10 protein-coding genes and 3 pseudogenes are annotated in these 12,059 nt (G+C 68.0%); 7 read left to right on the forward strand and 6 right to left on the reverse strand.

What is annotated here, in order from left to right:
- A pseudogene (locus A5701_RS01995) lies at positions 1-358 on the forward strand (enoyl-CoA hydratase); the annotation flags it as partial.
- Positions 359-410: 52 nt separating this feature from the next.
- Positions 411-857, forward strand: coding sequence for a DUF5078 domain-containing protein (locus A5701_RS02000; protein WP_067311930.1), 447 nt, complete (start codon positions 411-413; stop codon positions 855-857).
- 63 nt (positions 858-920) lie between these two features.
- On the opposite strand, the gene A5701_RS02005 is transcribed toward A5701_RS02000, so the two are convergent.
- Genes A5701_RS02005 through A5701_RS02015 form a run of 3 tightly spaced genes read right to left on the reverse strand, consistent with a single transcriptional unit; the run spans position 921 to position 5,117 of the window.
- On the reverse strand, positions 921-3,860 hold the full coding sequence (locus A5701_RS02005) for an RND family transporter (RefSeq protein ID WP_067747971.1): 2,940 nt from the start codon (positions 3,858-3,860) through the stop codon (positions 921-923).
- On the reverse strand, positions 3,857-4,405 hold the full coding sequence (locus A5701_RS02010; protein WP_067747993.1) for an MmpS family transport accessory protein: 549 nt from the start codon (positions 4,403-4,405) through the stop codon (positions 3,857-3,859). Before A5701_RS02010 ends, A5701_RS02005 begins: the two co-directional genes overlap by 4 nt.
- 25 nt (positions 4,406-4,430) lie before the next feature.
- A complete protein-coding gene (locus A5701_RS02015; RefSeq protein ID WP_156669875.1) occupies positions 4,431-5,117 on the reverse strand; it encodes a TetR family transcriptional regulator in 687 nt (228 codons plus the stop codon).
- 83 nt (positions 5,118-5,200) lie between these two features.
- Between A5701_RS02015 and A5701_RS02020 the strand changes: the two genes are divergently transcribed.
- Positions 5,201-6,931 (forward strand): cytochrome c biogenesis protein CcdA, encoded by a 1,731-nt coding sequence (locus A5701_RS02020; RefSeq protein ID WP_067747977.1) that lies wholly within the window; start codon positions 5,201-5,203, stop codon positions 6,929-6,931.
- Here the strand turns inward: A5701_RS02020 and A5701_RS02025 are convergent.
- Positions 6,928-7,788: a hypothetical protein gene (locus tag A5701_RS02025; protein ID WP_067747995.1), complete on the reverse strand. Its 861-nt coding sequence runs from the start codon at positions 7,786-7,788 to the stop codon at positions 6,928-6,930. The two genes, A5701_RS02020 and A5701_RS02025, sit on opposite strands and share 4 nt — an antisense overlap.
- A gap of 21 nt (positions 7,789-7,809) precedes the next feature.
- A complete protein-coding gene (locus A5701_RS02030; protein WP_067747980.1) occupies positions 7,810-8,334 on the reverse strand; it encodes a mycothiol transferase in 525 nt (174 codons plus the stop codon).
- Between the two features lie 54 nt (positions 8,335-8,388).
- On the opposite strand from A5701_RS02030, the gene A5701_RS02035 reads away from it, so the two are divergent.
- The 4 genes and pseudogenes from A5701_RS02035 (at position 8,389) to A5701_RS02050 (ending at position 11,754) form a co-directional block, all read left to right on the forward strand.
- Positions 8,389-10,131 carry an amidohydrolase family protein gene (locus tag A5701_RS02035; RefSeq protein WP_067747983.1) on the forward strand — a complete coding sequence of 581 codons (1,743 nt, stop codon included), beginning with the start codon at positions 8,389-8,391 and terminating at the stop codon, positions 10,129-10,131.
- 38 nt (positions 10,132-10,169) lie between these two features.
- Positions 10,170-10,742 (forward strand): annotated as a pseudogene (locus A5701_RS02040) (PPE family protein); the annotation flags it as partial.
- Between the two features lie 62 nt (positions 10,743-10,804).
- Entirely contained in the window at positions 10,805-11,197 is a 393-nt protein-coding gene (locus tag A5701_RS02045) for a hypothetical protein (RefSeq protein WP_067747987.1), read from the forward strand.
- Positions 11,194-11,754 (forward strand): carboxymuconolactone decarboxylase family protein, encoded by a 561-nt coding sequence (locus A5701_RS02050; RefSeq protein WP_067747989.1) that lies wholly within the window; start codon positions 11,194-11,196, stop codon positions 11,752-11,754. The genes A5701_RS02045 and A5701_RS02050 overlap by 4 nt, the downstream gene beginning before the upstream one ends.
- Here the strand turns inward: A5701_RS02050 and A5701_RS02055 are convergent.
- Positions 11,743-11,988, reverse strand: a pseudogene (locus A5701_RS02055) (SDR family NAD(P)-dependent oxidoreductase); the annotation flags it as partial. The gene A5701_RS02050 and the pseudogene A5701_RS02055 sit on opposite strands and share 12 nt — an antisense overlap.
- Between the last annotated feature and the right edge of the window lie 71 nt (positions 11,989-12,059).

Genomic DNA, 12,059 nt, shown 5'->3' on the forward strand with positions numbered 1-12,059 from the left:
GGCCGAGATCGAGCTGATCAACGAGGCGGTGCCGTTCGAACGCCTGGAGGCCCGGGTCGCCGAGATCGCCGCCGAGCTCGCGCGCATCCCGCTGTCGCAGCTGCGGGCGCAGAAGCTGATCGTCAACCAGGCCTACGAGAACATGGGGTTGGCGTCCACCCAGACGCTCGGCGGCATCCTCGACGGCCTGATGCGCAACACTCCCGACGCGCTCGATTTCATCAACACGGCCGAAACCCAGGGCGTGCGGGCGGCCGTCGAGCGCCGCGACGGCCCGTTCGGCGACTACAGCCAGGCCCCGCCGGAGCTGCGGCCCGACCCCTCACACGTCATCGTGCCTGATCGGGACCAATGCTGAGACAAACTAGGAACCTGGCGGCCGCCGGTCAAAAAGTGTTACCGTTACAGCTATGTCTCGGCTGAACACCGGCTTGCGCGCAGGCGCCGCCTTCCTCGCCCTCGGCATCGCCGCGGCGGTCTTCCCGAAGACCGCCGTCGCCGATTCGACGGAGGACTTCCCGATTCCGCGCAGGATGATCAACACCACGTGCGACGCCGAGCAGATCATGGCGGCAACCCGCGATACCAGCCCGGTGTACTACCAGCGCTACATGATCGACTTCAACAACCACCCGAACGTCCAGCAGGCGACGATCGACAAGGTGCACTGGTTCTACTCACTGTCGCCGGAGGACCGCCGCACCTACTCCGAGAACTTCTACAACAACGACCCGCTGTGGTACGCGTGGCCCAACCACATGAAGCTCTTCTTCAACAACAAGGGCGTCGTCGCGAAGGCCACCGACGTGTGCGCCCAATACCCGCCCGGCGACATGTCGGTGTGGAACTGGGCCTAACGCCTCAAGAATCCGCGCGTCCCTGAGAGGAAGGGGACGCGCGGATTTTTTTGTCCCGCAGGGTCAGCGCGGCTGTACCACTCCGCCCGCCGGACGCTCCTCGACGTTCTTGAGAAGGAATTCGCGCACGGCGGGACGCGGTCCGTACGGTCGCAGCATGGTGCTGGCCGGTCGTGGCCGCACGTGCTGCGGCCACCAGAACCAGCGCCCGAGCAAGGTGGCCAGCGACGGCGTCATGAACGACCGCACGATCAAGGTGTCGAACAGCAGACCCAGCGCGATCGTCGTGCCCACCTGGGCCATCACCAGCAACGGGCTGAACATGAACGTGGCCATGGTGGCGGCGAAGACCAGGCCGGCGGAGGTCACCACCGAGCCCGAACCGGCCATCGCGCGGATCGTCCCCGTTCTGAGCCCGGCGTGGATTTCCTCCTTGAACCGCGATATCAGCAGCAGGTTGTAGTCCGAACCGACCGCCAGCAGCAGGATGATCGCCATCGCCAGCACCATCCAGTGCAACTTCATGCCCAGGATGTACTGCCAGAGCAGCACGGAGAGTCCGAATGAGGCGCCCAGTGACAGCAACACCGTGCCGACGATCACGAAGGCCGCCACGACGCTTCGGGTGATCACCAGCATGATGATGAAAATCAGTGTGGCTGCGGCAATTCCGGCGATCAGCAGGTCGATGTCGGAGCCGTCGTGCATGTCCTTGTACGTCGCGGCGGTACCGCCGAGGTAGACCTTGGAGCCCTCCCAGGGCGTGCCCTTGATCGCCTCGTGCACGGCCTGTTTGATCGGCTCGATGTGGCTGATGCCTTCTGGACTCGCCGGGTCGCCTTCATGGGAGATGATCAACCGGACCGCGTGCCCGTCCGGTGAAATGAAGTTCTTCAAACCCCGCGCGAAATCCGGGCTCTTGAACGCCTCCGGCGGGAGGTAGAACGTGTCGTCATTCTTCGCTTTGTCGAAGGCGTCGCCTTGCGCGGTGGCGTTGTCCGCCTGCGCTTTCGCCTGTTCGTTGAGCCCCATCGTGGTCGCGTAGTTCGACATGATGGTGTCGAGGTTGCGCTGCTGACTCTCGATCTGCGGCGGGATGAGCGCCACCAACTCCGGCTGAATCCGGTCCAGCTTGTCCAGATTCGCGCTGAGCTCCACGATGTTCTGGGCCACCTGGTCGATGCCGTCGAGCGCGTTGAAGACCGACCGTAGCGCCCAGCAGACCGGGATGTCGTAGCAGTGCCGCTCCCAGTAGAAAAAGCTGCGGATCGGCCGCAAGAAGTCGTCGAAGTTGGCGATGTCGTCGCGCAACGCCTCGGTGATCTTCACGGTTTCTTTGGTGAGCCTGGTGGTTTCGTGGGTCGTGTTGCTGAGGTCTTGGGTCACCCGCATCTGTTCATGCAGGGTGGCCATGGTCTTCTTCAGCTCGTCGGCCTGCTTGAGCAGGTTCGCCGCCTGCTCGTCCTGATAGTGCTGGGTCTGGATCCGCCCCGCGGCTTGTGCGCTCATCTGAAAACCGAGGGTGCTGTGGTCGAGTGGCGTGCCCAACGGCCGGGTGATGGTCTGCACCCGGCCGATGCCGGGGATGTGGAAGACCGCCTTGGCAACCTTGTCCAGGACCAGGAAGTCGGCCGGGTTGCGCAAGTCGTGATCGGTTTCGATCATCAACAACTCGGGATTGAGCCGAGCCTGGTCGAAGTGCCGGTCCGCGGCGGCATAGCCGACATTGGCCGGGGTGTCCGCCGGCAGGAAGTGGCGGTTGTCGTAGTCCGTCTTGTAGCCGGGCAGGGCGAGCAGGCCAACCAATGCGATCCCGATGGTCACCGCGAGAACCGGGGCGGGCCAGCGGACGACCGCGGTGCCGATGCGACGCCAGCCCTGAGTCGCCAGCTTGCGCTTCGGATCCATGAGCTTGAAGAACGACGCGACGGTCAGCACTGCGGGGCCCAGGGTCAACGCGGCGAGCACCGCTACCAACATGCCGATGGCGCATGGTGCGCCCAATGACTGGAAATACGGCAATCGGCAGAAGCTCAGGCAGTACATCGCGCCGGCGATGGTCAGGCCCGACCCGAGCACGACATGCGCGGTGCTATGGAACATGGTGTAGAAGGCTTGTTCGCGGGTCTCGCCCAGACCGCGGGCCTCGTGGTAGCGGCCGACCACGAAAATCGCGTAGTCCGTTCCGGCGGCGATCGCCATCAACACCAACAAATTGTTGGCGAACGTGGAGAGTCCGATGATTTCGTAGTTGGCCAGCAAGGCAACGACGCCGCGAGCCGCGGCCAACTCGATGAACACCATCGCCAGCATGATCAGCATGGTGGTCACCGAGCGGTAGACGAACAGCAGCATCACCACGATCACCAAAAAAGTGACAAGGGTGACGAGCGCGACGCCCTTCTCGCCCGCGTGGGACTGGTCGGCGAACAGCGGACCCGCGCCGGTGACGTATGCCTTGATTCCCGGCGGCGCGGGCACCGAGTCCACGATCTTGCGCAGGGCCAGGGCAGACTCGCTGGCCTGCCCGCTGCCCATGTTGCCGGAGAGGTAAACCTGGACGTACGCGGCCTTCTGGTCGTGGCTCTGGGAACCCGCCGCCGTCAGCGGATCACTCCAGAAATCCTGCACGTGCTGAACGTGCTTCTTGTCTTGCTCGACGCGCCTGACGATCTCGTCGTAATAGCGGTGCGCTTCTGCCCCGAGGGGCTTGTCGCCCTCCAGCAAGATCATGGCCGAGTTGTCGGAGTTGAATTCTTTGAACGTCGATCCGACCTTCATCGTCGACTGAAAGGATGTCGCGTCAGTCGGACTCATCGACACCGAGTGGTTTTTGGCGACCGCCTCCAGCTGCGGGGCCGCGGTGTTCGTGACGAACACGATGGCCAACCAGATCAGGACGATCGGCAGGGCGAGCCGGTGGATCATCCGCGGCAGGAACGGCGGGATCAGCGGCTGCGAGATTGGCGGCGCGGCAGATTCAGCCTCACTTGGCTCGCTCATGCGGACTTGTCCAGGCAGTAGACGAAGGGGTTCACGTTTTCGTTGGAATCTGAGCGATTCGGGGCCTTGATGACGTCACCGTGCCCGTCGTGGTTGTTCACGACGAATTGGCAGGCGATCCAGCTGCCGTCTCCCTGCGCGATCAGGTTTGCCGGGATGCCGGGCTTCGTGGAACTCAGCACGATGCTCCACGGCAGGGGCACGTTGAGGGCCTGTTGCGGATGGGAGTTCTCGTCGAGGTAGTTGATGGTTGCGGTGCTGCCCGGTGAGCCCCAGACCTGGAGCGTGATCGTCTTGGCGTTGAACTCATCGAGCACCTCGCCCGACGTGCCGCCGCCGAACGAACCCTTGTGAACACCGAAGACGCCGTGCAATCGGTAGACGACGAATCCGGACAGCGCGACGACAGCCGCGATCGTGAGCACCAACCAGGACCGCCCCAACAGCCCCCTCTTCCCGGCGCGCCGCGGAGCGGCATCGTTTCCCTTCCCGCCGGCAGAGCCTTGTCTCTCGAGCGGCTCGGTTCTTGGCTCAGTCGTCGTCATGGGCACCCCAAGTCCTTCCCCCTGATCATGGCTTCTCCGCGATGAGGCCGACGCACGTCGCCGTCAGCAAGCGGGTGAGGGCCGAGGCGAAGTCCAGATTCCATTCGGGCGGAATCACTTCCGGCTCCTCGGCATAGGCATCGTTGAGGCGCTCCGGCGGGTTGGCGACCTGCCACAGCGTGGCCGCCAGCGAGTACGCGGCGAGCAGAATGTCGAGCGACCCCGAGCGGCCGAGTTCGGGCAGCGCGCTCTCGATGGAATCGGCGAGCGAGAGCGTGGCGGCGGTGCTGATGCGCTTGACCTCCACGACCCGCTCGACGTCCACCTCGTGCTCGAGGTGGAGGTGCAGGTTGGCCAGCAGGTCGCAGAACAGCGGGTCCTGGGCGAGGGCGTCGGCCAGTGTCTCGGCGATTTGCGGCGGCGACTTGCGGCCGGGTGCGGCGAGCTTCTCGGACACCGTGTTCGACCAGCGCACCCACCCTTCGGCGGACAGGTGCAGCAGCACTTCCTTGTGCGAGGTGAAGTAACGACGGACGGCGGAGTAGTGAATGCCGGCCCGATTGGCGACGGCGGTCAACGTGACCGACGCGACGCCGGTCTCGAGCGCCAGTGAACGCGCGGCTTCCACGAGTGCCTCCGCACGTTGGCGCTTCTTCTCCTCGGTGCGGGCGCGCTGGAAGGTTAACTGCGCCACCGGCCGAGCGTAACGCACATTGTGTGATTTGCATAACGCACGGGACGTGACTTGTTCCGGGCCACGTGAACCATTTCCCGCAGGTAAAGGTGTAACTAGCTATGCACACCATCGCGCTCATCGGATTCCTCGGCGGACTCATCACCGCGATCTCGCCGTGCATCCTGCCCGTGCTCCCGGTGATCCTGTTGTCCGGCGCGAGCGGTTCACGCGGCATCAGTTCGGCCGCCCGGCCCTACCTGCTGATCGCGGGCCTGGTGTGCAGCTTCTCGCTGGCCACGCTGATCGGCTCGGCGCTGCTGACCGCGCTGCACCTGCCGCAGGACGCCATCAGGTGGGCAGCCCTCGTGGTGCTGGTGCTGATCGGGCTGGGGCTGATCTTCCCGCCGCTACAGCACCTGATCGAGCGGCCGTTCGCGTACCTGCCGCAGCGTCAAATCGGGCCCAACACCGATGGTTTCGGGCTAGGGCTGACGCTGGGCGCGCTGTATGTGCCCTGCGCCGGTCCGGTGCTCGCCGCGATCGTGGTCGCCGGCGGCACGCAGTCCATCGGCGCCGGCGTCTTGCTGTTGACCGGCACCTTCGCCCTGGGCAACGCGGTGCCGCTGCTGGCGTTCGCGCTGGCCGGGCGACGCGTCGCCGAACGGGTCGCCGCGTTCCGTCGCCACCAGCGCGTGATCCAGGTCGCCGGCGGCATCACGATGGTCGTGCTGGCCGTCGCGCTGGTCTTCAACCTGCCGGCGATGCTGCAGCGCGCCATCCCCGACTACACGACGGCGATGCAGAACAAGATCGGCGCCGACGACATCCAGCGCACGCTCAACGCAGGCCCGGCGACACCCCCGCCCGGGACGAGCGGCCTGCAACTCAGCCCGGGCGGGGTCAGCATCGACGGCGCGCTGACCGACTGCATGGAGGGCGCCACGCAGTTGCAGCAGTGCGGCCCGGCACCCGCCATCGCCGGCATCGCCGGGTGGCTCAACACCCCGGACGGCGAGCCGCTGGACCCGGCGGCGGTGCGCGGCAAGGTGGTGCTGGTCGACTTCTGGGCGTACTCGTGTATCAACTGCCAGCGCGCCATCCCGCACGTAATCGATTGGTACAACCGGTATCACGACGCGGGGTTCGTCGCCATCGGGGTGCACACCCCCGAGTACGCCTTCGAACGGGTGCCGGCCAACGTGGCCAGCGGCGCCGCCGCGCTGCACATCCCCTACCCCGTCGCGCTGGACAACGGCTACACCACCTGGAACAACTACCAGAACCTCTACTGGCCGGCGGAATACCTGATCGACGCGACCGGCCAGGTGCGACACACGAAGTTCGGCGAGGGCGACTACGACGGCACCGAGAAGCTGATCCGCGAGCTGCTCGTCGGCGCGCATCCCGGCACCCGGCTGCCCGGGCCGACACATTCGCCGGACACCACGCCGCAGACCCGGCTCACGCCCGAGACGTATCTGGGGGTCGACCGAGCCCGAAACTACGGCGGCACAGGCGAATACAAGGCGGGCACCGCGACGTTCGACTACCCGGCGTCACTGCCGGCCGACAAGTTCGCGCTGCGCGGCCGGTGGAAGCTGGACGACCAGGGCGCCACCGCCGACAGCGATGACACCGGCATCCGGCTGAGCTACACCGCCAAGGACGTCTACGTCGTCGTCGGCGGCACGGGCACCCTGACCGTGTCCCGGGACGGCAAGACGACGACGACGGCGATCGGCGGCCCACCCACGCTGCACCCGATCGTGGCCGATGAGGCCGCGCGCAGCGACCAGCTCGACATGCGGGTCAGCCCTGGGCTGCAAGTGTTTTCGTTCACCTTCGGCTAGCCGGCCGGCTTCTTGGCCAGGCTGCCCAGCATCGCGACGACCACACCGCCGATCACCAGCGCGACGCCCACGAGCAGCGTGAGGTTGAGCCATTGGTGCAGGCCCGCCTCGGCGTGGGAGACCATCACCTCGGCGATGCGCCGGATGTCGTCGGTGGTGCGGTTGAGCGCGTCGCCGACGTGGCGGCCTGCGATCTCGATGCCCGCCCAGCCGGCGGCGCCGACCAGCAGCGCGGAGACCCCGAGGCTGGTGAGTGCCTTACCGCGGCGTCGCGCGGTGGCCAGCAGCAGCACGGCGCAGACGACGCTCAGGGCGGCCGCGCCGACGCTCACCCACGGACCCCACGTGCCGAGCGGGCTCAACCGCCCCGGCCGCAGCGACCCGTGGGCCGAGGGCGCCGATGCCGTCAACGGAACCGTCAGCGTCGCGGGCACTTTCACGTTGTGGCGGCTCAGTATCCGCTGCATCGCGGCGTCCTTGAGCATCGGCGCCACGTCGATCGACCACGACTCGCCTGCGCCGTCGGCGGTGAACAACCAGCGATGCGCCGCCCGGTTCGCCTGGGCGAACAACGCCGGGAAGGCGGGCCCGGCCGTGAACGCGACAGCGGCCAGGTGCACCTCCGCCCCCTCGACCGGCTGGCGTCCGCCGGTGTGCTCCGCGATGAGCGCCATCGCGCGGTTGGCCAGTTCGTCCGCGGCGGCGGACTGCAGCGCGGGGTCGCCGGCGGCCCGCTGGGCCAGCGCGACGTAGCCGCCCTCGCTGACCACGTTCAGCTGCAGCCACACCGCCGGAACGGCCACGGCCAGCGCGACCGTGGTCGCCAGCCACAGCACCGCCCTGAAGACGGCGGCCACGATGCCCACGCCGGGAGATCCTTAAGGCGCGATTCCGCGAACGTAGGCGGCCTGCCCGAGGTGTTGGGCGCAGTCGTCGATGATGCTCACCAACCGGGCGCTGGCCGTCACCGGCGGGTCCCAGTTGGTGTCGACCACCCGCTCCAGCTCGGCTGCGGTCACGCCGGCGACGTATTCGAGCGCGAGCTTGTGCACGGCGTGGTAGTAGCCGGACAGCAGATCCACGGGCGCCTTGACCTTGGCGACCTGCTCGGGGCCGTGCCCGTAGCCGGTGTCGTTGCGCGGCAGGTCAAGCCCGAACCGGTCCACCCACCCGTCGCGCAGCCACACCTGCTCGACCCCGGCCACGTCGGCCAGCTGGATGTCTTGCACCCTCGCGCTGTGCCAGAGCAGCCAGGCGATGCTGTTGGCGCCCGGGGACACCCGGTAGTCGGCGACCGCGTCGGTCAGGCCGTCGGCGACGTCGTCGACGTGTTCGATCAACCGGGTGAACGCGTCGCGGAGCAGTTCTTGGACGGCGGCATCGGGGCTGGAGGTGTTGGCCATACCAGCGACACTAGATCCTGGCACGACCGGCGGGCGCGGTCGTAGATTATTTGCATGACTTACGACCTGATCATCCGCAACGGCACCATCGTCGACGGGCTGGGTGGTGAGCCGTACGTCGGCGACGTCGCGGTTACCGACGGGGTGATCGCGGCCGTCGGTCGGGTCAACGGCGAGCGCGCCGAGCGGGAGATCGACGCCACCGGCCTGCTGGTCACCCCGGGCTTCGTCGACCTGCACACCCACTACGACGGCCAGTCCATCTGGTCGGAACGCCTGACGCCGTCGTCGGCGCACGGCGTGACCACGGTGGTCATGGGCAACTGTGGCGTCGGATTCGCGCCGTGCCGCCAGTCCGACCACGATGTCCTGGTCGACGTGATGGCCGGGGTCGAGGACATTCCCGGCGTCGTCATGACCGACGGCCTGCCCTGGACCTGGGAGACGTTCCCCGAATACCTGGACGCGCTGGACGCCGGCAAGCGGGACATCGACGTCGCCGCGTACCTGCCGCACTCGCCGCTGCGGGTCTACGTGATGGGCCAGCGCGGCGCCGACCGCGAGCCGGCCACCGCCGAGGACCTCGCCCAGATGCGGGCGCTGGCCAAGGAGGCGGTCGAGGTCGGGGCGCTCGGCTTCGCGTCGTCGCGGCTGACGATCCACAAAACCGAAAGCGGTTCGCCCATCCCGAGCTACGACGCCGCGCGGGAGGAGATCGAGGAAATCGCCCGCGGTGTCGTCGACGGCGGCGGCGGCCTTCTTCAGTTCGTGCCGGACATCCCGGCCGGCGGCTACGAGCCCGTACTGCAGACGGTGTTCGACGTGGCCGAGGACGTCGACCTGCCGCTGACCTTCACGCTGGTGGTGGCCAACTCCGGCGACCCGACGTGGGAGGACGCCATCACGATGATCGAGAAGGCGAATTCCCGGGCCGGCGACGGTGACCCCCGGATCACCGCACAGCTGCTGCCGCGCCCGATCGGGCTGATCATCGGGCTGCAGCTGTCCGCCAACCCGTTCGTGCTCTACCCGAGCTACCGCGAAATCGCGCACCTGCCCCTGGCCGAGCGGGTCGCCGAGATGCGCAAGCCGGAGGTGCGCGCGCGCATCCTCGCCGACAAGCCGGGCCAGGGCCACCCGATCCTATACGTGGCCCAGATGTGGGACTGGATCTACCCGCTGGGCGACACCCCCGACTACGAGCCGGACCCGTCGACCTCCATCGGGGCCCGGGCGCGGGCACGAGGCGTGAACCCGATGGAGGAGGCCTACGACCGGCTGCTCGACGACGAGGGCCGCGCCATGCTGCTGGTGGCGACCAGCAACCTGCAGGGCAATTCGCTGGACACCGTGGGCAAGCTGCTGCACCGCGACGACGTGGTGCTCGGGCTCGGCGACGGCGGCGCGCACTACGGGATGATCTGCGACGCCAGCTACTCGACGTACTTCCTGACGCATTGGGCGCGCGACCGCGAGTCGGGCCGGTTCACCGTGCCCCAGGCCGTCCGCGAGCTCACGTCGGTGCCGGCGCGCATCGCCGGGCTGGGCGACCGGGGGCGCATCGGCGTCGGCTACAAGGCCGACCTCAACGTCATCGATCACGCCGCGTTGCGCCTGCACAAGCCGGTCATCACCTACGATCTGCCGGCCGGGGGCCGGCGCCTCGACCAGACCGCCGACGGCTACGTCGCGACGATCGTGGCCGGCGAAGTGATCGCGGAGAACGGCGTGCCCACCGACGCTCGTCCAGGCAAGTTGGTCCGCGGTCGGCAACCGCGCCCGGTACCCGCGCAATAACGCCACCAAAACAGCCAGATCCCGGGTAAGTTGAGCCGGTGACGAGCCCGCATTTTGCGTGGTTGCCGCCAGAAGTCAACTCGGCACGAATCTTCTCGGGTCCCGGAGCCGGGCCGCTGCTTGCTGCCGCGGAAGCCTGGGACGGACTGGCCGAGGACTTGGCATCGTCAGCATCGTCGTTTTCTTCGGTTACGTCAAATCTCGCCAGCGGCTCCTGGCAGGGGCCGTCCTCGGCGGCGATGATGGCTCTCGCCACGCACTACGTCAGCTGGCTGAGCGCGGCGGCGGCCCAGGCCCAGGCGGTGTCCAGCCAGGCCTCGGCGGTGGCGGCGGCGTTCGAGGGCGCGTTGGCGGCCACGGTGCAGCCCGCGGTGGTCGCGGCCAATCGCGCGCTGGCGCAGGCGTTGTCGGCCACCAACTGGCTGGGCCAGAACACCCCCGCGATCGCCGACATCGAGGCCGCCTACGACCAGATGTGGGCGTCCGACGTCGAGGCGATGTACGGCTATCACGCCGACGCGTCGGCGGCCGTGGAGAAACTGGCGCCCTGGCAGCAGGTGTTGCAGAACCTCGGCTTCCACTTCAGCAGCAGCGGCCAGCTCACCTTCGGCCTGCCGGCGGCGCGGGTTCCGCGCACGCTGTAGCGGCCCGGCCCGCGCCTATCCTGAGGGTCATGCGCACCAAGAAGCAGGTGGACGTCGAGCGTCTGGCGGCCGCCCTTCCCGACTACCCGTTCGCCTACCTGGTCACCGTCGACGACGACTACCGCGTCCACACCGTGACGGTCGAGCCGCGGATGCGCGACGCGACGCTGGACGTCGGCCTCATCGGTGGCCGCACCCGCCAGAATTTGGCGCAGCGCCGCGACGTCACCCTGCTGTGGCCCCCGACCGAGCCCGGCGGCTATTCGCTGATCGTCGATGGCACGGCCGAGGTCAGCGACGCGGGCGACGCCGTTCGCCTGGAAGTCGTGCCCGGCCGCGCCCTTCTGCACCGCGAGGCCGACCCCGGCTCCCCGGGCGCGGCCAAGGGCTGCCTGCACGACTGCGTGGTGTTCTCCCGGTGAGCCGCGTCGCCCCGCTGGCCCCGCCGTGGAGCGAGGAGGACGCGGCGGGGATCAACAGCTGGGGTCACCCGGACCGCACCTATGAGCCGCTGCTGCTGGTGCGCTGCCTGCAACGCCACCCGGCGCTGGCCACCCGGCTGCGCAAGCTCGGCGAATCACTCTATGTCGCAGCGCTTTTGCCCGCCCGGACGCGGACGATCGCGATCCTGCGCAGCTGCGCGCTCCTCGGTTGCCGATACGAGTGGGGCGGGCAGGCGGCGTTCTGGGGTCCGATCGCGGGTGTCAGCGACGACGAGTGCGACGCGCTGGTGACCGCCGGCCCCGACGACCCGCGGTGGGCGCCCGACGAGCGGACCCTGATCGAGGCGGTCGACGAGCTGGAGCGCACCGGTTCCTGGTCGGAGACGACGTGGACGGCGCTAGGGCGCTTCCTTTCCGACGAGCAGCGCATCGAATTGCTCACGGCCGTCGGCTGGTATCGGACCATCTGCACGCTGTGCAACGCGCTCGCGCTCCCGGTCGAGGGCTGGATGCGGCCCTGGCCTTCAGCCGGCTGAGAGGTCGCGTTTGAGGCCGGGATGCTGGTTCTTCAGTAGCGGCAGCAGCAGCCGTCGCGGCATGAACTGGAACAGCCGGGTGGACAGGTGGCTGGGCAGACCGGCGATCACCGTGCCGCAGTCGTGGGCGAGCGCGTCGACCCCGATGCGCGCGACGTCGCGCGACGGCATCCACATGAACTTCGGGAACGCGTCGGCGAATTTGCGCTCGTCCATGCCCGCGTTCTTCAGGAACCGGTGCGCTCCAGCTCGTCGACCGCCTCGATCAGGGTCCGCTCGTCGGGCGCCCACCGCGGGTCGTCGGG

Origin of the sequence: Mycobacterium sp. E3305 (assembly GCF_001666785.1) — a bacterium.
Classification (GTDB): domain Bacteria; phylum Actinomycetota; class Actinomycetes; order Mycobacteriales; family Mycobacteriaceae; genus Mycobacterium.